16 protein-coding genes are annotated in these 22075 nt (G+C 71.6%); 8 read left to right on the top strand and 8 right to left on the bottom strand.

Annotated elements, in window-relative coordinates; genetic code table 11:
* Nucleotides 1-10: 10 nt before the first annotated feature.
* From ACGFNV_RS29450 to ACGFNV_RS29440, 3 genes are all read right to left on the bottom strand, one after another.
* Nucleotides 11-1573, bottom strand: coding sequence for a CDP-alcohol phosphatidyltransferase (locus ACGFNV_RS29450; RefSeq protein WP_393626426.1), 1563 nt, complete (start codon nucleotides 1571-1573; stop codon nucleotides 11-13).
* A gap of 890 nt (nucleotides 1574-2463) precedes the next feature.
* Nucleotides 2464-4401 (bottom strand): glycogen debranching N-terminal domain-containing protein, encoded by a 1938-nt coding sequence (locus ACGFNV_RS29445; RefSeq protein ID WP_393626357.1) that lies wholly within the window; start codon nucleotides 4399-4401, stop codon nucleotides 2464-2466.
* Nucleotides 4398-5843: a hypothetical protein gene (locus ACGFNV_RS29440; RefSeq protein ID WP_393626355.1), complete on the bottom strand. Its 1446-nt coding sequence runs from the start codon at nucleotides 5841-5843 to the stop codon at nucleotides 4398-4400. Before ACGFNV_RS29440 ends, ACGFNV_RS29445 begins: the two co-directional genes overlap by 4 nt.
* Nucleotides 5844-5975: 132 nt before the next feature.
* On the opposite strand from ACGFNV_RS29440, the gene ACGFNV_RS29435 reads away from it, so the two are divergent.
* Nucleotides 5976-7205, top strand: coding sequence for an ROK family protein (locus ACGFNV_RS29435; protein ID WP_393626353.1), 1230 nt, complete (start codon nucleotides 5976-5978; stop codon nucleotides 7203-7205).
* Between the two features lie 385 nt (nucleotides 7206-7590).
* The gene (ppdK, locus tag ACGFNV_RS29430; RefSeq protein ID WP_393626351.1) at nucleotides 7591-10311 is read left to right on the top strand and encodes a pyruvate, phosphate dikinase; all 2721 of its coding nucleotides are present in this window, start codon (nucleotides 7591-7593) and stop codon (nucleotides 10309-10311) included.
* A gap of 173 nt (nucleotides 10312-10484) precedes the next feature.
* Here ppdK and ACGFNV_RS29425 read toward each other — a convergent pair whose 3' ends face one another.
* Nucleotides 10485-10745, bottom strand: coding sequence for a hypothetical protein (locus ACGFNV_RS29425; protein WP_393626350.1), 261 nt, complete (start codon nucleotides 10743-10745; stop codon nucleotides 10485-10487).
* A 125-nt stretch (nucleotides 10746-10870) separates the two neighbouring features.
* On the opposite strand from ACGFNV_RS29425, the gene ACGFNV_RS29420 reads away from it, so the two are divergent.
* Entirely contained in the window at nucleotides 10871-12157 is a 1287-nt protein-coding gene (locus ACGFNV_RS29420; protein WP_393626348.1) for a hypothetical protein, read from the top strand.
* 235 nt (nucleotides 12158-12392) lie between these two features.
* Here the strand turns inward: ACGFNV_RS29420 and ACGFNV_RS29415 are convergent, their stop codons facing one another.
* The gene (locus tag ACGFNV_RS29415) at nucleotides 12393-13364 is read right to left on the bottom strand and encodes a glycosyltransferase family 2 protein (RefSeq protein ID WP_393626346.1); all 972 of its coding nucleotides are present in this window, start codon (nucleotides 13362-13364) and stop codon (nucleotides 12393-12395) included.
* A gap of 139 nt (nucleotides 13365-13503) precedes the next feature.
* Here ACGFNV_RS29415 and ACGFNV_RS29410 point away from each other — a divergent pair, with 139 nt between their 5' ends.
* Complete coding sequence (locus ACGFNV_RS29410; RefSeq protein WP_393626344.1) at nucleotides 13504-13944, top strand: GtrA family protein; 441 nt, start codon at nucleotides 13504-13506, stop codon at nucleotides 13942-13944.
* Nucleotides 13945-13965: 21 nt separating this feature from the next.
* Nucleotides 13966-15351, top strand: coding sequence for a hypothetical protein (locus tag ACGFNV_RS29405; RefSeq protein ID WP_393626343.1), 1386 nt, complete (start codon nucleotides 13966-13968; stop codon nucleotides 15349-15351).
* A 13-nt stretch (nucleotides 15352-15364) separates the two neighbouring features.
* Here the strand turns inward: ACGFNV_RS29405 and ACGFNV_RS29400 are convergent, their stop codons facing one another.
* Entirely contained in the window at nucleotides 15365-15649 is a 285-nt protein-coding gene (locus ACGFNV_RS29400; protein ID WP_393626341.1) for an excalibur calcium-binding domain-containing protein, read from the bottom strand.
* Between ACGFNV_RS29400 and ACGFNV_RS29395 the strand changes: the two genes are divergently transcribed.
* On the top strand, nucleotides 15629-16555 hold the full coding sequence (locus tag ACGFNV_RS29395) for an oxidoreductase (RefSeq protein ID WP_393626339.1): 927 nt from the start codon (nucleotides 15629-15631) through the stop codon (nucleotides 16553-16555). The genes ACGFNV_RS29400 and ACGFNV_RS29395 overlap by 21 nt on opposite strands.
* A gap of 96 nt (nucleotides 16556-16651) precedes the next feature.
* Here ACGFNV_RS29395 and ACGFNV_RS29390 read toward each other — a convergent pair whose 3' ends face one another.
* On the bottom strand, nucleotides 16652-18322 hold the full coding sequence (locus ACGFNV_RS29390; RefSeq protein ID WP_393626424.1) for a SulP family inorganic anion transporter: 1671 nt from the start codon (nucleotides 18320-18322) through the stop codon (nucleotides 16652-16654).
* Between the two features lie 389 nt (nucleotides 18323-18711).
* The gene (locus ACGFNV_RS29385) at nucleotides 18712-19317 is read right to left on the bottom strand and encodes a carbonic anhydrase (RefSeq protein WP_393626338.1); all 606 of its coding nucleotides are present in this window, start codon (nucleotides 19315-19317) and stop codon (nucleotides 18712-18714) included.
* A gap of 208 nt (nucleotides 19318-19525) precedes the next feature.
* Here ACGFNV_RS29385 and ACGFNV_RS29380 point away from each other — a divergent pair, with 208 nt between their 5' ends.
* Together ACGFNV_RS29380 and ACGFNV_RS29375 are read left to right on the top strand one after the other, a co-directional pair.
* On the top strand, nucleotides 19526-20557 hold the full coding sequence (locus tag ACGFNV_RS29380; RefSeq protein WP_393626336.1) for a response regulator transcription factor: 1032 nt from the start codon (nucleotides 19526-19528) through the stop codon (nucleotides 20555-20557).
* Complete coding sequence (locus tag ACGFNV_RS29375) at nucleotides 20554-22053, top strand: sensor histidine kinase (RefSeq protein ID WP_393626334.1); 1500 nt, start codon at nucleotides 20554-20556, stop codon at nucleotides 22051-22053. Before ACGFNV_RS29380 ends, ACGFNV_RS29375 begins: the two co-directional genes overlap by 4 nt.
* Nucleotides 22054-22075 lie beyond the last annotated feature (22 nt).

Raw genomic sequence — 22075 nt, 5'->3', positions numbered from 1 at the left:
CTGACGAGCGCTAGTCCTTGGTGGGATGCGGGGTCGATCCGTACGCCGTCAGGAAGCGGTCGCGGAAGAGGTTCATCTTCCACACGGGTGCGTCGTGCGCGGGGCGCAGGCCGTCCGTCCAGTTCCAGTCGGCGATCTTGTCGAGGACCTTCGGGTCCTTGGCGACGATCGAGATCGGCACGTCGCGGCTGGCGTGGTCGCCGCTGACCCGGGCGATCGGCTGGTGGTCGCCGAGGAAGACGAGGACGGTGTCGTCGGTACCGTAGCGCTGAAGGAACTGGGTGAGGCTGGTCACCGAGTACTGGATCGACTTGCCGTACTCCTCCTTCGACTTGTCGCTGTCGGCGATGACGTCCGCCGCCTTGTTGCCCGCTGCCTCGATGCCCTTGAAGATCGAGCCGTCGCCCAGCTCGTCCCAGCCGACCATCTTCGGGATCGGCGCCCACGGCTGGTGGCTGGAGGTCAGGATGATCTCCGACATCAGCGGCTTGTCGCGCTTCTTGCTGTGCTCCAGGCGCTGGTACGCCTCCAGCGCGTACTGGTCCGGCATGGTCGACCAGCTGAACTTCGGGCCCTTGTAGCCCATCTGGAAGGCGTTGTAGACCTTGTCGAGGCCGTACCACTTCGCCTCCGGCCAGCCCTTCTGCACACCGGGCATGATGCCGACCGTGTCCCAGGCGCCGGTCTTCTGGAACGCCTTGGTGAGGGTGAGGTGATCGCCCGCGGTGACCGTGCGGTAGCGGCTCTGGTTGTCGATCCACAGGCCCGACAGGGTGGTGGAGTGGCCCAGCCAGCTGCTGCCGCCGTACGTCGCCGACGTCAGCCAGCCGCTCTTGGCGTGGAAGCCGGACTTGGCGAGCGCGGCGGTGCTGGACGCGAGGGTGCTGTCGACGCCGGGCGCCATGATCGGGTCCTCGATGGCGCTGCGGCCGTAGCTCTCGATGAACGTGAAGATGACGTCCTTGCCGCGCAGGTCCGGCACGAGCTGGTCCGCCGGGGTGCCGCCGAACGCGTCCGCCCTCGCCTCCTTCGCGAACGCCCGCTCGTCCCGGATGGTCTCGCGCACCCGGTTCAGGCGGTCCTTGGCCATCGCGACGGTGTGCTCGGAGGCCACCGGTACGCCGGAGACCTGGACGCCGAGGGTCGCGCACGTCATCCAGGTCGCGCTGAGGATCAGCAGACCGCGGGTGGAACGGGCGGTGTTACGGCCGAGGACGCTGCCGATCCGGACGACCGCCAGCGCCATCAGGGTGAGCAGTACGACGATCAGCGCCACGACGCCCACGGCGGCCAGCAGGGCGACGGTGCCGCCCATCGTGTCCGCGAGGTACGACTTGGCGTCGTCCAGCAACTGCCAGTCGAGGATCACGTTGAAGCCGCGGCCCAGGTACTCGTTGAAGCCCATGTCCGCGAGGTTCAGCACGGTCAGCGCACCCAGCGCGATCCCGCCGAGCGCCGCCGTGACCACCCGCGCCCGCCGCGGCAACGCCACCAGTACGGCCGCCCCGAGCAGCCCCTCCACCGGGAGCCGCAGGAACTCCACGAGCTGGAGCTTCTCCATACGGTTCGGCATCACCAGCGCGGCCAGCACGAGGAGGACGGCGAGGGCGGTGGTTGCGAGGGTGAGGACACGGGAGGCCCCCGGGTGCCGGGCACGCCACCCACGCCAGGCACGGAGGAGCGGGAGGCGGGGGGTGCGGCGCGTGGTGGTTGTGGGGCTTGTGGGGGTGGGGGCTTGGGAGGGGGTGGCAGGTTCGGTGCCGGGTTCGGCTGCCTCGGCGACCTTGGCGCCTTCGGCTTCCTCAGCGTCCTCGGTGTCCTCCGCGACCTTGGCGTTTTCGGCCGGCTCGGCGTTCCCGGCGTCCCCGGCGACCTTGGCCGACTCGGCGGCCTCAGCGTCCCCGGCGACCTCGGCATCTTCGGCGCCACCGGCCACCTTCGCTGCCTCGGCGACCTCGACCGCGTCGGTCTTCCCCTCACGTTCGCCCGAGTCCGTGGCCTCCGCCTCAGTGAGCCGGTGCCCTCGCTCGTCCCGGGGAGTGCTCTCCGCGGACTCGCTGTCCTGGGACTCCGGGCCCTGGGACTCCGGGCCCTGGGACTCCGGGCCCTGGGACTCCGGGCCCTGATCCGACGGGGCCTGGGGCTCTGAGCCCTGGGGCTCCGGGGGCTGGGCCTCGGTGCCTTCTCCCGCGGTCGGTTCGAGCTCCTCCTCTGAGGGGGACGCCTCGGGCTCGGCCGTCCCGGCCGATCCCGGTGACTGGCGCGTGCTCGTGTGCTGAGGCAACGGAGGTCCTTCCGTGCGAGACCCGTGACGGTACGGCGGGCCCCATGAGGGAACTGGGCCCGCCATCATCCCGTACGGTCCGCCCCCCACGCCCGTTCACAGCCCAGGGCAAACACCCGGCAAACGCCTCGTCAACCAGCCAAAGGGCAACCAAAGGGCGCGGCCCGCACCCCGCCCGCCTACACGCCGCCCACCGCGGTGAGCAGCGCCAGGGGTGCCGCCGCCGACCTGGACTCCCGTACGCACGCGTGCGGGTAGGGCACCGGCTCCGCGTGGGTGTCGCGGCCGTAGCCCGCGAGGACCTCGGGGAGGCGGTGGCCGGTCACGTTCGCCGCGTCGACCAGGCCGTGGGCGACCGTGCGGGCCTCGTCGTGGAGGCCGTAGCGGGCGAGGCCGAGGGCGATCAGGGCGTTGTCGTGGGGCCAGACCGAGCCGCGGTGGTACGAGAGCGGGTGGTACGCCGGTTGGCCCGCGGCCAGCGTGCGGATGCCCCAGCCGGAGAAGAAGTCCGGCTCCAGGAGGCGCCGGCCGACCAGCTCGCCGTACTCCTTGTCCAGCAGCCCGGACCACAGCAGGTGTCCCGCGTCGGACGCCAGCGCGTCGACCCGGTGGCCCTCGCCGTCCAGCGCGAGCGCGGGGAAGTCGTGCTCCGGCATCCAGAAGTCCCGCTGGAAACGGTCACGGAGGTCGCCGGCCGCCTGTTCGAGCAGGGCCCCGTAGGTCTCGTCCTCCCACACCGTGCGCGCGAGCCACGCCGTGCGGCGCAGGGCGTCGTACGCGTAGCCCTGGGCGCCCGCCGCCATCACCGGGCCGCTCGCCCGGGTGCCGTCGGCGGAGCAGATCGCGCCGGGGGAGTCCTTCCAGTTCTGGTTGGCGAGGCCGCCCCGGTCGGCGCGGTAGACGAGGTAGCCGCGGGAGGTGAGGCCGCCGTGGTCGAGCATCCAGGTGACCGCGGCGCGGGCGTGGGACTCGAGACGGCGGGCCGGTCCGGTGTCGCCGGTGTGGTCGACGTACGCGCCGAGCAGGACGAGGAAGAGCGGGGTGGCGTCCACCGAGCCGTAGTAGCGCCGGAACGGGACCTGGCCGAAGTGCGCGAGCTCGCCGTGCCGCACCTCGTGCACGATCTTGCCGGGCTGGGTGACCGGGTCGGTGCCGGTCGCGGTGGCCTGGGTCGCGGCGAGCGCGGGGAGCGTGGCGGCGGCCAGCTGCGGGCGGTAGGGGAGCGCGAAGAGCGAGGTGAGGAGGGCGTCGCGGCCGAGCAGGGTCAGGAACCAGGGGGCGCCGGCGGCCGGGACGTGCAACTCCTCGCCGTCCGGACCGGCGGCCGACACCTGGAGGGAGGCGAGGTCGGCCAGGCCCCGCGCGCAGGCGGCGGCCAGTTCGGGCCGGCCCGTCGGGAAGGGGACGCCCTCCACGAACTCGCCCTCGGCGGCTTTGAGCTGGTCGTTGAGCGCGGAGGGGGAGCGCGGGACGCGCAGGGCGCGCTTCTCGCCGTGCGGCCGGGCGATCACCCGCAGGATCAGTTCCGCCGTGCCGTGCGGTTCCAGCTCCAGGGCCCACACCATGCGCCGGGCGCCGGTGCCGGTCTCCTCGACGACGTCCGGCGGGGGGTCGGCCGTCACCGTCGTGCAGGACAGCCACTCGCCGCGCCGGTAGGTGAACTCCACGCCGTGGTCGAGGACCTGACGGCGGCGGACGGCGCCCGTCTTGGTGTAGGTGCGGTGGTCGGAGCGCAGTTCGAACTGGTCGGTGAAGTCGGCGTCGGCGGTGACGGCGAGGCGGACCGTCGTCGGGACCGGACGGTTGCTGACCACCCGAAGGGACTCGACGAACGAGCTGTCGCCGACGGCCTGTTCACGGAAGAGGGTGTAGGCGGGCGGTTCGTCGCGGCCGCCGCGCGGGACGAGGACGCAGCGCGCGCTGTCGCCGTCCGCGACCGGTGTGAGTGCCTCGGGCACCGCGCCGTCGACGGTCAGTTGCCAGCGGCTGAGGTGCCGGGCGTCCCGTACGAACAAGCCGTCGGGGGAGGTGCCGCCCCGTACGCCGCTGATGTCCCCGCCGTCGCCCACGGCGGCGAACGTGCCGCCGTACACGAGCAGGTGATGCCGCTCCGTCATCCCCGGTCCCCTCCCTGGTCTCCCGTGACTGAGCTGTGCCTTACCGAGCTTTCGGCGACTGGTGCGTCGCTGACTGGCGTGTCGCTGTGCAGCAGGTCCAGCGTGAGCGCGGCGGTCCAGCTGAAGCCGGTCGCGCCGCAGGCCTCGCCGGTGTACGGGTCCACGTACTCCGCGAAACCGGACGTGTCCGCGATGTCCAGGACGGCGTCGCGGAGCGCGTCGGCGCGGGCGAGCTCGCCGTGCAGGCGCAGGCCGCGCTCCACCAGCCAGTTCGTGTTGAACCAGGCCGGTCCGCGCCAGTAGCGGTGCGGGTCGAAGGCCTCGCCGAGGAGGTCGTAGGACGGGACGAGGCGGGTGGTGGTGCCGAGCCCGAAGTGCGGGCCGTGCAGCGTGCCTACGAGGGCGGTGACGACCTCGCGGGGCAGCCCGGGCAGCAGCAGCGGGACCAGCCCGGACACACTCCTCTCCGGGATCAGCCTCCCGCCCCCTCGTACGTCCCGGCAGAAGAACATCCCCTCGGCCGGATCCCACAGCCGCTCCACCAGCGCCGCCGTCAGGCGCTCGGCGCGGGCGTGGCGGGCCGTGCCCGTCGCGCCCAACTCGTGTGCGATACGGGCGAGTGCGTGCTCGGAGGCGATGAGCAGGGCGTTGAAGGACGGGTCCTCGACGGCGAACTCACCGCTGCCGTCCGCGTATCCGCCGTCCCGGTACTCCGTCGCCAGTCGCACGTACCGCCCGTAGTCCAGATCCGTGGGCCGGTCCTCGGCAGCCCCGTGGTCGAGGTCGGCACGGCGGAAGGAGCGGGCCGGGGCCGGGGTGACGCGGGAGAGCGGGGCGTCCCAGGAGGGGCTGTTGTCCATGCCCTGCTCCCAGGGGTGCACGACGGACGCCAGGCCGCCCCCGCCCAGGTCCCGCCGGTGCAGCAGATACCGGTGCCAGGCGGCCAGCCGGGGGTACACCCGGGCGAGGAAGCCGCGTGCCCGCGACAGTCCCGGGTCGGCGCGGTGCACCAGCCAGGCGGCGAGCGCGTGCACCGGTGGCTGCACGATGCCCGAGGTCTGTACGGTGCGCGGGGCGCCCGCAGCGCGCCCCGCGGTCGAGGAGCGCCAGAAGTCGGGGCTCGGGAAGTACGCGTCGAGGGGGACGGAGGGGTTGAAGACGATGTGCGGGACGCGCCCGTCGCCCCACTGGGCCGCGAGCAGCGTCTCCAGTTCCGTCTGGGCCCGTAACGGTGAGACGTGCCTGAGGCCGATCGCGACGAACGCCGAGTCCCAGGACCACTGGTGCGGATACAGGCTCCGCGAGGGCACCGTCGAGGTTCCCTTCCAGTTGCCCTCCAGCACACGCGCGGCCCCGCTGTGCAGCGAGCCCGGCGACGTCGCCGGATCGTATGCGACAGCGCGGTCCGTGGGGCGGGCGGTGAGTTGGGCGGTGCGATCCACTCGGGGCTCCCCGAAAGACGTTCGGCCGACGGGTACGGCAGCGGATGCGGCAGTGGCTACCGTTGGGTTACGTCTATTTAACACGCAAAACTCAATATGTAATGCAGGCTTGGGAAACACAAGGGGGTGCGCATGACCGGACGGCCGGGCAGGACCGGAAGGACCACCAGGGGCGGGAGCCAGGCGAGCGCCGGCGACCTGCTCGAACTCGTCCGCAGTGGCCGGGCCACGACACGTGGCGCACTCCAACAGGTGACGGGACTCTCGCGTGCGACGGTCGGTCAGCGCCTTGACCGTCTCTTCCGAGCGGGCTGGCTGCGCGAGGGTGCGGGCGGCCCGGTCGACTCGCCGCTGGGCGGTCGTCCCTCGATCACCCTGGAGTTCGACGACGCCCACGCGGTCGTCCTCGCCGCCGACCTCGACACCCGGCACGCGCGCGCGGCCGTGCTGTCGCTGACCGGCGAGATCCTCGCCGAGCACGGCGGCACCCTGGTCGTCGAGGACGGCCCGGACGTCGTACTGGGCGAGCTGGGCGGCTGGTTCGCCGGACTGCTCGAGAAGGCGGGACACCGGGCGGGGGAGGTGTGCGGCATCGGGCTCGCGGTGCCGGGTCCTGTCGACAGCGAGTCCGGGCGGGTCGTCCAGCCGCCGATCATGCCCGGCTGGGACGGCTACGACATAAGAGGCCGCCTGGCCAGGGCCTTCACCGAGGGGACGGGCGCAGGGCCGGTGCCGGTCCTGGTCGACAACGACGCGAACCTCATGGCGTACGGCGAACAGCGCACCGGACACCCGGAATGCTCCGCGTTCGTCCTGGTCAAGGTCTCCACCGGGATCGGCGCGGGCGTCGTCGTCGACGGCTCGCTCTACCGGGGCGTCGACGGGGGTGCCGGGGACATCGGGCACATCAGGGTGGGCGCGGACGCGCTGTGCCGCTGCGGCTCGTACGGCTGTCTCGCCGCCGTGGCCAGCGGTGGCGCCGTGGCCCGGCGGCTGGCGGAGAGCGGGGTGCGGGCGTCGTCGGGCTCGGACGTGCGGGACCTGCTCGCGGCCGGGCATCCGGAGGCGGCCGCGCTGGCCCGGGAGGCGGGGCGCCAGGTCGGGGACGTACTGGCGACGGTCGTGACGCTGCTCAACCCCGGGGTGCTGATGATCGCGGGGGACCTGGCCGGGACGGCCTTCCTCACGGGGGTGCGGGAACTGCTGTACCAGCGGGCGCTGCCGCGCTCCACGGCCCATCTGGAGGTCGTGACCTCGCGGCTGGGGGAGCGGGCCGGTCTGGTCGGCGCCGGGGCGCTGGTCGTGGAGCACCTGTACGCGCCGGAGCGGGTGGAGGAACGGCTGCTGGCGATGGGGGTGTGAACAGGTCCGGATGGTGAAATCCGGTCCCCTGTGGCAGCGTGATTCTCACCACCCCTGATATGGGTTGCGCTCAGATGAGCGGATCTTGAGCGACTGCACTTCTCCAAGGGGTGGCACTCAGTGCCACCCCTTGATCGTTCATCGATCGAAATCAAACGTGCAGCTAAGTCGCTCATGTGAGCGCTTGAGGCTGACTATGAGGGGTGATGCGTTCAAGAAGTGAAAACATCCGCCCGTCATGGCTTGCCAAGCTTTGACTTTCGATCCACTGGCGGACGGGTGGTTACAAGCGCATGACGCGTGAGTAGACATACCCAGGCGCCTTCGATCTGGGTATGTTCCTCGCCGTCAGGGCAGCCACCGCGTCCTCGAGGGAGTCGAGACCGTGTCGGAAAACAAAGAACCCCACGTAGCGAAGTTCGTTTACGACTTCACCGAGGGAAACAAGGACCTCAAGGACCTCCTGGGTGGCAAGGGCGCGAACCTCGCCGAGATGACCAACCTGGGACTCCCCGTTCCCCCGGGCTTCACGATCACGACGGAAGCCTGCAAGGTCTACCTCGACAGTGGCGAGGAGCCCGCGGCACTGCGTGACGAGGTGAGCGCGCACCTGGGGGCCCTCGAGCAGAAGATGGGCAAAGCGCTCGGCCAGGCCGACAACCCGCTCCTCGTCTCGGTCCGCTCCGGCGCCAAGTTCTCCATGCCCGGCATGATGGACACGGTCCTCAACATCGGCCTCTCCGACAAGTCGGTGAAGGGCCTGGCCGACCAGGCCGGCGACGAGCGGTTCGCCTGGGACTCCTACCGCCGCCTCATCCAGATGTTCGGCAAGACCGTCCTCGGCGTCGACGGCGACCTCTTCGAGGAGGCGCTGGAGAAGGCCAAGGAGGCCAAGAAGGTCACGGTCGACACCGAGCTGGAGGCGGCCGACCTCAAGAAGCTGGTCGCCAAGTTCAAGAAGATCGTCAAGGCGGAGGCGGGCCGGGACTTCCCGCAGGACCCGCGCGAGCAGATGGACCTCGCCATCAAGGCCGTCTTCGAATCCTGGAACGGCGACCGCGCGAAGCTGTACCGCCGCCAGGAGCGGATCCCCGGCGACCTGGGCACGGCCGTCAACGTCTGCTCGATGGTCTTCGGCAACCTGGGCCCCGACTCCGGCACCGGCGTCGCCTTCACCCGTGACCCCGCCAGCGGCCACCAGGGCGTCTACGGCGACTACCTGCAGAACGCGCAGGGCGAGGACGTCGTCGCGGGCATCCGCAACACGGTTCCGCTCGCCGAGCTGGAGTCGATCGACAAGAAGTCGTACGACCAGCTGATGCAGATCATGGAGACCCTGGAGAACCACTACAAGGATCTCTGCGACATCGAGTTCACCATCGAGCGCGGCCAGCTGTGGATGCTCCAGACCCGCGTCGGCAAGCGCACGGCGGGCGCGGCCTTCCGCATCGCCACGCAGCTGGTGGACCAGGGCCTGATCGACGAGGCGGAGGCGCTCCAGCGCGTCAACGGCGCCCAGCTCGCCCAGCTGATGTTCCCCCGCTTCGACGAGGAGGCGAAGGTCGAGAAGGTCGGCCGGGGCATCGCGGCCTCGCCGGGCGCCGCGGTCGGCAAGGCGGTCTTCGACTCGTACACCGCCGTGAAGTGGTCGCGCTCCGGTGAGAAGGTCATCCTGGTCCGCCGCGAGACCAACCCCGACGACCTCGACGGCATGATCGCGGCGGAGGGCATCCTCACCTCGCGCGGCGGCAAGACGTCCCACGCGGCCGTGGTCGCCCGGGGCATGGGCAAGACCTGTGTCTGCGGCGCCGAGGAGCTGGAGGTCGACACCAAGCGGCGCCGGATGACGGTGCCGGGCGGGCACGTCGTCGAGGAGGGCGACGTGATCTCCATCGACGGCTCCAGCGGCAAGGTCTACCTGGGCGAGGTGCCGGTCGTCCCGTCCCCGGTCGTCGAGTACTTCGAGGGCCGTATGCACGCCGGCGCCAACGACGCCGACGAACTGGTCGAGGCCGTGCACCGGATCATGGCGTTCGCCGACCGCAAGCGGAGCCTGCGGGTGCGCGCCAACGCCGACAACGCGGAGGACGCGCTGCGCGCCCGTCGCTTCGGAGCCCAGGGCATCGGCCTGTGCCGTACGGAGCACATGTTCCTCGGTGACCGCCGTGAGCTGGTCGAGCGTCTCATCCTGGCCGACACGGAGGCCGAGCGCGAGGAGTCCCTGAAGGAGCTGCTCCCGCTCCAGAAGCAGGACTTCGTGGAGCTGTTCTCCGCGATGGACGGACTGCCCGTCACGATCCGCCTCCTGGACCCGCCGCTGCACGAGTTCCTGCCGGACATCACGGAGCTGTCGGTCCGCGTGGCCCTCGCGGAGTCCCGCCAGGAGCCCCACGAGAACGAACTCCGACTCCTCCAGGCGGTCCACCGCCTGCACGAGCAGAACCCGATGCTGGGCCTGCGGGGCGTGCGCCTCGGCCTGGTCATCCCGGGCCTGTTCACCATGCAGGTCCGTGCCATCGCCGAGGCCGCGGCCGAACGCAAGAACGCCAAGGGCGACCCGCGCGCCGAGATCATGATCCCGCTCGTCGGCACGGTCCAGGAGCTGGAGATCGTGCGTGAGGAGGCGGACCAGGTCGTCGCGGAGGTCGAGGCGGCGACGGGTACGCAGCTCAAGCTGGCGATCGGCACGATGATCGAGCTCCCGCGCGCCGCCCTGACGGCGGGCCAGATCGCGGAGGCGGCCGAGTTCTTCTCCTTCGGCACGAACGACCTGACCCAGACCGTCTGGGGCTTCTCCCGGGACGACGTGGAGGCCTCCTTCTTCACCGCGTACCTGGAGAAGGGCATCTTCGGCGTCTCCCCCTTCGAGACGATCGACAAGGACGGCGTCGGCTCGCTGGTCAAGCTCGCGGCGGAGGCGGGCCGTGCGACCCGCCCCGACCTCAAGCTCGGCGTCTGCGGCGAGCACGGCGGCGACCCGGAGTCCGTCCACTTCTTCCACGAGGTCGGCCTCGACTACGTCTCCTGCTCCCCGTTCCGCATCCCTGTCGCCCGCCTCGAAGCGGGCCGCGCGGCGACCCAGTCGGAGGGCAGCGACCACCGCTGAGCGTCGAGTCGATCAGCGGTCCTCACCGATCGCCCCCTGACCCCGGAGCCGCCGCCCGTCCCCGACCCTCAGTACCGATGGACGGCGGCTCCGGACCGCGAGAGAAGGGGCGGCACCCTGTGCGGGGGTGTCGCCCCTTCCGGGCGTGAGGCCTGCGTGAAGTCGCCCTCCGGTCAGTCGCCGGACTCCTGCTCGTGCCGGTGGGTGCCGCGGGCGAGCTCCTGCAGAAGCTCGTGCTGGGTCTTGCCGGTGTCCCGCGCCATCTTGTGCAGGAGCAGGGCGCAGAGCGCCGCCGCGCCGTCCAGCAGGGCCTCGGTCGCCATCGGGTCGTCGCGTCGCCGCTCAGCGACGTACGCGGTCAGGAGCTCGTTCCCGGAGACGTACGCGGTCATGAACTCGATGCCGGTACGGATGCGGTCGTAATCGCTGGTCATGGTCGAACAGTCGCACAGGGGCACGGCCGAGGGCCACGCGCCTCCAGCACTTCCCGTACGCACTGTCAGTGGTCGTCCCTAGGCTGCCGGGCAAGGGCCGTTCCTTGAGAGCGATGGGGGCAGACGTGCGCAGACCGGTCGAGGGCGAGGTTCATGTCCACTATGGGCAGATCTACGTCGAGAGCGATCCGGACACCTTCGGAGTGGACCTCGCGGAGGCGTTCGCGGGGCAGAGCGGCGGGTTGTGCGGGGCTGCGGTGCCCGGCGCGATGTGGCTGCACACCGGACTGCACACGGGCGACGTCGGCTTCACCGTCGAGGTGCACGACCAGGCGCCGCCGCTGGACGAAGGGTGGGAGGACGTCGTCGAGGTGTCCTTCCGTCCCGTGTCGGACAGCAGCGCGCTCGTGCAATGGGCGGGCGAGGCCTCCTGGGACCTGGGGCTGGAGGAGACCGACTACCGGGTGCGCTACTGCGCCAGGGGCATGGACGAGGCGAACCGGGAGGACACCCGGCTGAGCGAAGAGCCCCGGATCGACTGCTACTTGCTGCAGTTCTGGCCCGCCCCGCCCGCCCCGGACCGTGTCCTCAAGCAGACCGCGGGCATCGCCGGCTACTGGCACGACTACGCCCGCGAGCTGCCACCCCCTCCCACCCCCGCCGAGCGCGCGGAAGCCGAACGACTGGCCCGCCTCGCACAGGAACGAGCGGAGACGGAACTCCGGCTCGCCCACGAACGATGGGAATGGGGCGGACAACTGCCCAGCCAGGCCCTGCGCGACGTGGGCGGCAATGTGCACGGCGTGCTCGACTTCGACCCGGCCCTCGTCCACGCCGTCGACGCGGCCGGCCCCGCCACCCAGCGCGCGGTCGCCCTGCTGGCGGCGCGCCGGGCGTGCGAGGCGGCCGGTCTCTCCGGCCTCGACTGGGTCGCCGCGGGACTCGCAGCCCTGGACGAGGGGCGTCCGCTGCCACCGCCGTTCGACGACCCCGACCGTATGTGGCAGGCCTTGGACTCCGACCCGCGCGTCCCCGACAGGACCGTCGCCCAGGCCGTCCCACCCGAGCGGCCCCCCTTCCAGCCACCCGCCCGTGACGACATGCCTCAGCCCTGCCAGGCGCCGGCCGTCGTCGGTCCCGCGGCCGCCGTGGTGGCCTCGTCGAGCCCGCTCGGACCGCGGACGTCGGGGCTCGACGCCCCGTCCGTACGGATGGCGATCACGGTCGGCGCGCCGGCCCGGTCCCTGCCGATGTCCCAGCCGCACATGGCCCTCCCCGCGATGCTCGGCGCCGCCGAGGCGGATCCGCTCCGGGCGGCCCTCGACGCGGTGTACGCGGCGGTGGTCACCTACGGGGACGACTACCGCACGCTGCTGCGGGAGATCTGGTCCGCGTGTCAGGGGCAGCAGTAGGCCCGGCGCCTCAGTGGGGGCGTGAGTTGGTGGAGGCCTTCCCTAGTGCCGTGACCGGAAAGGTTCACCGGCTCGCGGCGCCCGGCACGGCTCCCCCACGCTCGGCTTCGCTCGCGCGGGAGGGGCCCCCACCGCCGCGTTGTCGCATCACCCGAGTACATCCAGTACACGGGCGATGCTCCGCCTTGCGATGCACCGCACCGGACGCCGCGAGCTTCCCGGCAAACCTTTCCGGTCACGGCACTAGCGGCACGGGGGCGGTGGCGGGCTGCTGGGGCGGGCGGTGGGGGGCCGGAAGGGCGAGGTGCGCCAGGCGGGACTGCTCCTGGCGCATGTACGTGAGGGACTCGAGGATGTAGCCCACGAGCAGCACGAGCGTCGCGATGGTCATGATCGCGGCGGCCAGGATGGCCGTCGGGAAGCGGGGCACCGTGCCCGTCTCGATGAAGTCGGTGATGACGGGGATGCCGAGGATGAGGGAGGCGAGGGCGAGCAGACCCGCGATCACGGTGTGGACGAGGGAGGGCCGCTCGCGGCGCGCCATGTTGAGGATGAGGCGGAGGATGCGCCAGCCGTCCCGGTAGGTGCGCAGCTTGCTTTCGCTTCCGTCGGGGCGGACCCGGTAGTCCACCGGCACCTCTGCCGTGGGGAGCCGCAGATGGAGCGCGTGGACGGTCATCTCCGTCTCCGTCTCGAACTCGCGGGACAGCGCCGGGAAGGATTTGACGAAGCGTCGGGACAGGACCCGGTAGCCGCTCAGCATGTCGGTCACGTCATTGCCGAACAGCGACCGCACCGCCCCGGTGAGCAGCCTGTTGCCGACGGCGTGCCCCGCCCGGTAGGCACCGCTGACCGTCTCGCGCCGGGCGCCGACGACCTGGTCGTAGGGCCCCTCGAAGAGCAGGTCCACGAGCTCCCGCGCCCGTGACACGTCGTAGGTGTCGTCACCGTCGACGATGAGCACCGCGTCGGCGTCAACGTCCGCGAAGGCGCGCCGGATGACATTGCCCTTCCCCTTGCGCGGCTCCTGCCGCACGATCGCACCCGCCTCGCGGGCGACCTCCACCGTGCGGTCGGTCGAGGCGTTGTCGTAGACGTAGATGTCGGCCTCGGGCAGCGCCGCCCTCAGGTCGCACACCACCTTGCCGACGGCCGCCTCCTCGTTGTGGCACGGCACGACACAAGCGATCGTCGGTCTCACGGCCACTCCGCCCCTCCTTCGCTTCTTGGCCGGTCACGCGCCTATATGAAATGAAATGATGCGTTATGGGCGCGTTTCGTACGTGAGGGCGCGCCGTGTCGTTACGCTCGGCTTCGTGTCGGTCCTAGCGCTTCTGACGCTCCGTATGCGTGACGCCGTCCGGGCCGTCTGGCGTGAGGCCGCCAAGTTCGGGATCGTCGGGGCGCTGGCCTTCGTGGTGGACAACGGCGGCTACAACCTGCTGGTCTTCGGACTGCCCGGCGGTGCGGGTGGCGGGGTGATGGGGGCTGCGCCCGTCCTGGCGTCCGTGGTCGCCACGGCTGCCGCGACGCTCTTCAGCTGGGCCGGGAACCGCTACTGGACCTATCGCCGGCGGCATCGCGAGAACCTGGCCCAGGAGCTGGCCCTGTTCCTCTTCGTGAACGTCGTCGGCGTCGCCGTCACGGCCGGTACGGTCTTCCTGGCGAGATATCTGCTCGGGCTCGACTCGGCCCTGAGTGACAACGTCGCCCGCGTCTTCGGCTGGGTGCTCGCCACGGTGTTCCGCTTCGTCACCTATCGGCGCTATGTCTTCGTGTCCTTGTGACGCCCTGTTAGCATCCGGCACATGGTGCATATGGGGCATGTGCGGTGGAGTTGGGTGCTGTGCGTCATCGCCGCAGCATGTTGCCTGGCCACGACCGTCGTCTTCGCCCCCGGGTACATGAGCCCCGACAGCCTCGACCAGCTCCGGCAGGCGATGGGGAGGAAGCCGCTGACCGACTGGCATCCGCCCGTTCTGAGCCTGGTGTGGCGTGCGCTCCTCGCCGTGACCGGGTCGGCCGCGTCCATGGCCGTCCTGCAGTCCGTCGTCTTCTGGACGGCGCTCGGGGTGACGGCCTGGTGCGTCTGGGAGCTGACCGCCCGCCGTTCCGGTTCGCTCGCCGTCCTCGGAGTCGGGCTGACCCCCCAGGTCCTGACGTTCGTCGGGGTGGTGTGGAAGGACGTCCACACGGCGTTCGCGCTTCTCGCCGCCACCGCGGTCGCGTTCGTCGGGCTGCGGCTGAGGGGCCGCCGTACTCGCCGGGCGCTGCGGTGGGGCCTCTTCGGGGTGGGGGTCCTCTTCCTCGCCTACGCGATGTTGGTGCGCAAGAACGCGTTCTTCGCCGCGATCCCGGTGTTCGCCATGCTCGTCCTCGCCTGGTGGCCCCGGCCCGGGCGCCGGGTGTGGACCCTGGCCACGGCGGCACTCGTGGTCGCCCTCGTCGTGCCCGCCGTCGCCATCTCCGGGATCGCACGGCCCGTACAGACGAAGCAGGGCGCGCAGATCATGCTCGACGACCTGGTCCACGTGCTGACCGTCAAGGAACTGCGGTCGGCCGACGTGTCACCGGACCTTCGCGACCGCCTCGTGGTGGCGGCGCGGAAGTGCGCCCGCATCCATTCCCTGTCCGACGCCTACTGGACCTGCTACGACCGCCCGGCGGACGGACTGGTCGGGGACTCCGGCCAGATCACGTCCCTGTGGCTGCGCGAGATGAGCGGCCACGTCCCCGGCTATCTCCAGTACCGGCTGCTGCTGTTCACGAGACTCCTCTTCCAGACCGGCTATCCGTACCACCCGGGCGTCAGCGGCAACGACCTCGGGCTCGAGGTGACACACGCCCGGCTCGAGGAAGCGCTCGACACCTACGTCAACGGCGCGGTCGCGGACCTACGGCCGCTCTTCCGGGGCTGGTTCTGGCTCACCCTCGCGCTCGTGCTCGCCGTCCGCCCGGGCAGGGGCACGTTCGCGATGCCCGTCCGTGCGCTGGGGATCAGCTCGGCGGCCTACGTCCTCGGCTACCTGCCGATCATGCCGGCGACGAACTACCGCTACGTGTACTGGCCGGCCATCGCCTGCACCCTCGGCCTCCTCCTGGTCCTGCTGGGCCGTGGCACGACCTCGTCGACCCCGGCGGGCACCACGGACCAGGCCGCCCGGAGCCGGGGCCTGGAGTCGCTGACCCAGTGAGCCGACCCGCACGTCACTCGCAGGCGACGCCGTCCCCGTCCCGGTCGAGATGGCGGTCGTAGCCGGGATCACCCGCGTACAGAGGCGTGTCACCGGCGGCGACGGTGGGAGCTCCCGCTGGTGCCCCGCCGGCTGGAGAAGTACCGGCGGCTGCCGTCCCGGGAGAAGGCGTGGTCGCGCGCTGTGCAACGCTGGAGAGGGGCGGAGTGGCCGCCCCGGGGCCGCGCCGTGACGGACGGGTGCGGCGTAGGTCGACGGCAGCGAAGGGAGTTCCGCCATGGCCGGCTGGAACACGCACGACATCCCCGACCAGAGCGGGCGTACCGCCGTCGTCACCGGAGCCAACAGTGGCCTCGGGTACGTCACCGCACGGGAGTTGGCCCGCAAGGGGGCCAGAGTGGTGCTCGCCTGCCGCAGTGCGGCGCGGGGCAGGGCCGCGGTCGAGCGGATCGCGGCGGAAGTGCCCGGTGCCGAGGTGGAGTTGCGGGCGCTGGAACTCGGAGACCTCGCCTCCGTACGGGAGTTCGCGGCCTCGCTGCCGTACGAGCGGATCGACCTGCTCGTCAACAACGCCGGGGTGATGGCGCTGCCGTACGGGACGACCGCCGACGGCTTCGAGACCCAGTTCGGGGTCAACCACCTGGGGCACTTCGCCCTGACCGGACTGCTGCTGCCCGCGTTGCTCGGCACGCCCGGCGCCCGCGTCGTGACCGTGTCCAGCATGATGCACCTGGTCGCCAACCTGGACCCGCGCGACCTCAACAGCGAGCGTCGCTACCGGCGTTGGATCGCCTACGGCCGGTCCAAGACCGCCAACCTGCTCTTCACGCACGAGCTGGCGCGCAGGCTGGACGCGTCCGGGGCGGACGTGGTCGCGGCCGCCGCCCACCCCGGGTACGCGGCCACGAACCTCCAGACGGCCGGGGTGCGGGCCGAAGGGCGCCGGGTCGCCGAGCGGCTGGTGGAGATCGGCAACAAGATCGTCGCCCAGCCCGCGGAGGCCGGCGCGCTGCCCCTGCTGTACGCCGCGACCGCGCCCGGCGTACGCCCCGACTCGTTCACCGGCCCGTCCGTCGCCATGTGGCGCGGTGCACCCGCACCGTCCCCGCGGGCCCGCTGGACCCGGGACGACAGGTCGGCGCGGGGCCTGTGGGCCGCCTCCGAGCGCCTGACCGGGGTGTCGTACGACGCCCTCAAGGTGTGAGTCAGGTGGAGCAGCCGATCTAGAGGGTGCAGACGTACGGGCGATGACCGCGTGCGTGACCCGAGGGGAGAGTGCGGGGCACGCACGCGGAGCTGGTCAGCGCGAGACGTACTGGTCCGCGTACTCGTCCGGCATGGGACGGGTGTCGAGGTAGAACCACTCGGCGGTGGGTCCCGGCAGCGGGCCGGTGTCTGCCGGCGGGGTGGCCGGGCGCCGGGGCAGGGGCCCGTTCTCCTGCTCGGGTACGTCGGCGGCCGTCGCCGTCGCCTTCGCCGGGCCCGGCATCAGGAGTTCCACGCGTACGCCCTTGCCGCGCTGCTGGGCCGTGAACTCCTCGACCTGGCTGCGGCAGGCGTGGTCCAGGTGGGTCACACCGGTGAGGTCGAGACGGATACGGGGCTTGCCGGACTCGGCGGCGGCCTCCAGGGCCTCGATGACCTGCGGGAGGCGGAGGAACGTCGCGTTGCCCGCCATCACCACCTTCGCCGTGTCCTCCTCGACGTGCTGCTTGATGACGGTCTGCGACATGCGCAGGGCGGCGAGGACGATCCCCGCGGCGAGGCCGACCAGGACGCCCTCCAGCAGGGCCGTCGCCACGATGACCAGCGTGGTGATCGTCATGACCGCGAACTCGCCCCGGTCCTGGCGCCACATCTTCGGGAACTGCTCCGGCGCGAACAGCTTCCAGCCGCTGTGCACGAGGACGCCCGCGAGGACCGAGATCGGGATCAGGGCCAGGACCTGCGGCAGCAGCAGTGCGAAGGCCAGCAGCCACAGACCGTGCAGGGTGCGGGACATCCGGGTCTTGGCGCCCGCCTGGACGTTCGCCGAACTACGGGCCACCACCGCCGTGACCGGCAGCGCGCCGAGGAGGCCCGCGACGGTGTTTCCGGCGCCCTGGGCGATGAGTTCGGGGTTGTAGCGGGTGCGCGGGCCGTCGTGCATACGGTCCACCGCGGCCGCGGTGAACAGGGACTCCGCCGAGGCGATCACCGTGAAGGTGAGGATCGCGGTGATGATGCCGCCGTCGGCGAGCCCCGCGAACTGCTCCGGGCCGGGTACGTCGACGGAGGCCAGCAGGTTGCCCACCTGGAGGGTCTTCACCTCGACGCCGGGAAGCGCGGCGACCGCGATGCCGATGCCCACGGCGACCAGGGCCGCGGGGACCTTCTTGATCGGGCCCGGCGCCTTCTTCCACAGGAAGCTGAGGACGACCGTGAGGATGCCGAGGCCGGCCGCGATCATCGTCTGCGGGCCGGCGACGGTGTCGGCGAGCAGACCGGGGATGCCGGCCATGTTCTCGATCGGGGTGCCGGGGGCCTTGGCGTCGGCCACCGGGTACGCCTGGCTGAACATCAGCGGCAGTCCGATGCCCGCCAGCATGCCCTGGACGACGGCCAGGGAGATGGCCTGGAAGAACCGGCCGAAGCGGACCAGGCCGAGGACGATCTGCAGGATGCCCGAGAACAGGACGATCACGCCGAGCATCGCCACGCCGTGCTCCAGCACGGTCTCCGAGACGAGCGCCGCGAGCCCGGCGGCCGGGCCGCTGACCTGGAGCGTACTGCCCCTGGCCGCGCCGACCACCAGACCGCCGATCACACCGGAGATGATGCCGAGCTCCGGTGGGACTCCGGAGGCGACGGCCACGCCGATGCACAGGGGGAGGGCGACGAGGAAGACGACGAGGGACGCCGTGATCTCGGTGGCCAGGTCACTCTTCGGGGCACCCCCGGGCACCTTGGGTGCCCGGGGGAGCTTGGGCATGCGGGACGTCTTCCCGGCCGCGGGGGCGTCGGGAGCGTCGGACGCATAGGGAGCATCGTGCGCATAGGGAGCGTCGGGCCGTACGGCGTCCGTACGCGGCCCGCGCGCCTCGTGGGCCGGGGGTGCCCCCCAGTCGTCCTGGAACGCGGTGCCCGCCCACGGGTTCTGGTCCGCGGGGGTGGACCACGAGCCGGACCGTGAGTCGGATCGCGAGTCGGACCACGAGTCCGACCACGCGTCCTGGCCCGTCCGGTGCTGCCCCGGTGCCCCCCAGTCGTCCGGGGGATGCGAACGCACCGTCGGCTGGGGGCCGGTGTCGTTCACCCACCCCCCGCGTCCCGTGTCGCCGGGGCCCGAACGGCCGCGCGCGTGCCGCCTGTGCGAGCCGCTCATGCCGCGTGCACCCGGAAGCGGCCGTCCGCGTCCAGCTCGTGGACCTGGCCGGTGTCCACCTCGTAGTACCAGCCGTGCAGTCGCAGCCGGTCCTCCTCGATGCGCTGCCGTGCCGCCGGGTAACTCCGCAGCACCGCCAACTGGTTGACGACGTTCAGCTGGGCCACGTCCGGCAGCGAGGGGTCCCGTACGTCACCGTCCAGGACCGGTGTCAGCCTCGGGCGGGCCAGCTCCAGCCAGGCGTCGACGCCGGGCAGGGCGGAGAGGTCGTCGCCGGACTTCAGGGCGCCCATCGCACCGCAGTGGGAATGGCCACACACGACGATGTCCTGAACGCCGAGCACCTCCAGCGCGTACTCGATGGTGGCCGCCTCGCCGGAGGCGCCGGGCCGGCCATGCGGCGGAACGATATTGCCCGCGTTTCGCAGCTCGAATATTTCTCCGGGCCGCGCGCCCGTGATCAGCGCGGGTATGACCCGTGAGTCCGAGCAGGTGATGAACAATGCCTCGGGGTATTGTCCCTCGGCCAGTTTCCGGTATTCGCCGCTTTCGAAGTCGACCCGTCGCTTGAACGAGCGGGCGCGGTCCAGCAATGCCTTCACGGTTCCTCCCGGGCAGGTGTATGACCAGGTCAGAGGGGGACGCGACCAGGTTGTCATCACCGTAGAGGAGTGCGATCAAGGCGAAGGTTAGGGGAACACTAAAAGCCGGACAGGAATGCAACAAAGTTTGTCCGGAAGGTTTTCGGGAGTTTTTTCTTGTAACGTGTCACCTCCACGGCGGAATTGGTTCACGGAGAGACGGGAACGCATGGGCGTACGAGTGCTGCTCATCGAGGACGACGAGACGATCGCGGAACCTCTCACCGAAGGCCTCGGGCACTTCGGTCTGACGGTGGACCACGTCCGCACCGGCACGGAGGGGCTGAGGGGGCCGTACGGCGACGTCGTCCTGCTCGACCTCGGGTTGCCGGACGTGGACGGCATCGACGTCTGCCGCGGCATCCGCCGGACCTCGGACGTCCCCATCATCATCCTCAGCGCGCGCGGCGAGGAGGCGGACCGCGTCCTGGGCCTCGAACTCGGGGCCGACGACTATCTGGCGAAACCATTCAGCATGCGTGAGCTGGTCGCTCGGGTACGGGCGGTGACCCGGCGGACGCAACGAGCGCCCGGCGCCGGCGGCAGCCCGGGCGAGTTCGCGGGGGCGGCGTGGAACGGAGAGCCGGGCCCACGGAGTCTGGGCGGTGAGTGGTTCGGCGGGGCGGCGTCCGGCGGGGCGGCGTTCGGCGAGTCGCCCGCCGGCGCCTCGTACCGACCGGTTGACGCAGAACGGCCCTACACGGCCCCGCAGAACTTCGAGAACGACCCCTTCGGCACCGGCCCCCACCTCTCGGAGCCGAGCAGCCGCTTCCCGGAGTCGGACCGCTTCTCCGAGCCGAGCAACCGCTTCTCCGAGCCCGTCCGCTCCCCCGAGCCGGCCCCGGCCCCACCCCCCGGCGCCGGTGGCGGCCCCGGCCCCCTCGTGGTCGACCGCCGTACCCGGCAGGTGTGGGTCGGTGACTCGCCCGTCGCGTTGACGCCCAAGGAGTTCGAGCTGCTCGCGCTGCTCACCGAGGACCCCGGGGCGGTGTACTCGCGGCAGCAGATCCTCGACCGGGTGTGGGACCCGCACTACGAGGGCCCCACCAAGACGCTGGACGTCCATGTGGCCACGCTGCGGCGGAAGTTGGGCAACCCGGCGTGGATCCAGACCCTGCGCGGGGTCGGGTTCCGGCTGGCGGTGCAGACGGGGCCGCCCGCCGCGCAGTCCGCGTCCGGTCGACCGGCGGCCTTCCGGTGACCCGTCGGCTGCTGCTCAGCTACCTCGTCCTGACCGCCCTGGTCCTGCTCTGCCTGGAGATCCCGCTGGGCTTCGTCTACTCACGGGGCGAGCTGGAGCGGGTGGTCAGCGCGGCCGAGGACGAGGCGGAGTCGGTGTCGGCGTACGCCTCGCTGTCCATCACCGCCGGCAGCGAGGCGAAGGACCTGCCCGGCCGGGCGGCCCACTGCGCCGAGCGCATCGGCGGCAAGGTGCTGATCGTGGACCACTCCGGCAAGCTGCTGGCCACCTCGCACCGGCTGGACGCCGCCGAGTCGGACGACCTGTCCTCCCGGCCCGGTATCGCGGCCGCCCTCCGGGGCACCTCCTCGGTCGACGTGCGCACCTCCACGATCGGCGGTGTCGAGTACATCGCGGTGGCGGCGCCGGTGAAGCACGGAGTCCTGAAGCAGGGCGCCGTCCGGATCACCGTGCCGACCCACATGGTGGTCGAACGCGTCCGGCACGTATGGCTGTTGCTGATCCTCGGCGGGCTCGCGGTCCTCGCCGCCGTCGCCGTGGTGGGCTTCGCGATCGCCCGCTGGACCGGCCGTCCCATCCGCGAACTGGAGCTCGCGACCCGCGAGCTGGCCGACGGCGGCACGGCGACCCCGGTCGGCATCACCAAGGGCCCGCCCGAGGTCCGCAGTCTCGCGGCCGCGTTCAACCACACCGCGGCCCGACTGCAACACCTCCTCGCCTCCCAGCGGGCCTTCGCCGGTGAGGCCTCCCACCAGCTCAAGACCCCCCTCGCGGCGCTGCGGCTGCGCCTGGAGAACCTGGAGTCCGACATCGCCCTGAACGCCCGGGGCAGCCTCACCGCGGCGATGACCGAGACCGACCGGCTGGCCCGGATGGTCGAGGGGCTGCTGGCGATGGCCCGGCTCGACGAGAGCGCCGCCCGACGGGAGCGGGTCGACCTGGACGGCGTGTGCGGGGAGCGGTACCGGGCGTGGGGCCCGCTGTACGAGCAGCACGGCGTTCGGCTCGTGCTGGTGGGCGACTACGCGGGGGAGGTGCTGGCGGTGCCCGGAGCGGTGGAGCAGATCCTGGACAACCTGCTCTCCAACGCCCTGCGGGTGGCGCCCCCCGGCTCCACCGTCTCCGTCGACCTGCGCCGCCCCGCCCCGCACGAACGCCGCTTCCCGCACCGAGTCCACCCCCACCGCCCGTCGGGCCCCGCCCGGGTCGAGCTGCACGTCATGGACGAGGGCCCCGGCATGACCGAGGAACAGCGCCGCCGCGCCTTCGACCGCTTCTGGCGCGCCCCCGACGCCCCCAAGGGCGGTACGGGCCTGGGCCTCGCCCTCGTCCAGCGCCTCGCGCACGCCGGTGGCGGCGAGGCGGTGCTGCGCGCCGCGCCCCGCGGCGGCCTCGACGCGGTGATCCTCCTGGCCCCCGCCCCGGACCGCGGAGACGGCACCCCCTCACCACCGTCCCAGCGCCCGTCCAGACCGCTGGAGGTCACCACCCGCTGAAGAAGGACCAAGGGCGAAAGCC

The sequence above is a fragment of the Streptomyces sp. NPDC048751 genome, assembly GCF_043198595.1.
Lineage (GTDB): Bacteria > Actinomycetota > Actinomycetes > Streptomycetales > Streptomycetaceae > Streptomyces.
The sequence above is the reverse complement of the archived record's forward strand: the minus strand, read 5'-3'. Positions and strand labels throughout refer to the sequence as shown.

What these genes read in the sequence shown, in the direction of transcription:
- ACGFNV_RS29450 (WP_393626426.1), bottom strand. Translation starts at nt 1,573, where the DNA reads ATGCCGAACCGTATGGAGAAGCTCCAGCTCGTGGAGTTCCTGCGGCTC.
- ACGFNV_RS29445 (WP_393626357.1), bottom strand. Translation starts at nt 4,401, where the DNA reads ATGACGGAGCGGCATCACCTGCTCGTGTACGGCGGCACGTTCGCCGCC.
- ACGFNV_RS29435 (WP_393626353.1), top strand. Translation starts at nt 5,976, where the DNA reads ATGACCGGACGGCCGGGCAGGACCGGAAGGACCACCAGGGGCGGGAGC.
- ACGFNV_RS29425 (WP_393626350.1), bottom strand. Translation starts at nt 10,745, where the DNA reads ATGACCAGCGATTACGACCGCATCCGTACCGGCATCGAGTTCATGACC.
- ACGFNV_RS29410 (WP_393626344.1), top strand. Translation starts at nt 13,504, where the DNA reads ATGCGTGACGCCGTCCGGGCCGTCTGGCGTGAGGCCGCCAAGTTCGGG.
- ACGFNV_RS29405 (WP_393626343.1), top strand. Translation starts at nt 13,966, where the DNA reads ATGGTGCATATGGGGCATGTGCGGTGGAGTTGGGTGCTGTGCGTCATC.
- ACGFNV_RS29395 (WP_393626339.1), top strand. Translation starts at nt 15,629, where the DNA reads ATGGCCGGCTGGAACACGCACGACATCCCCGACCAGAGCGGGCGTACC.
- ACGFNV_RS29390 (WP_393626424.1), bottom strand. Translation starts at nt 18,322, where the DNA reads ATGCCCAAGCTCCCCCGGGCACCCAAGGTGCCCGGGGGTGCCCCGAAG.
- ACGFNV_RS29380 (WP_393626336.1), top strand. Translation starts at nt 19,526, where the DNA reads ATGGGCGTACGAGTGCTGCTCATCGAGGACGACGAGACGATCGCGGAA.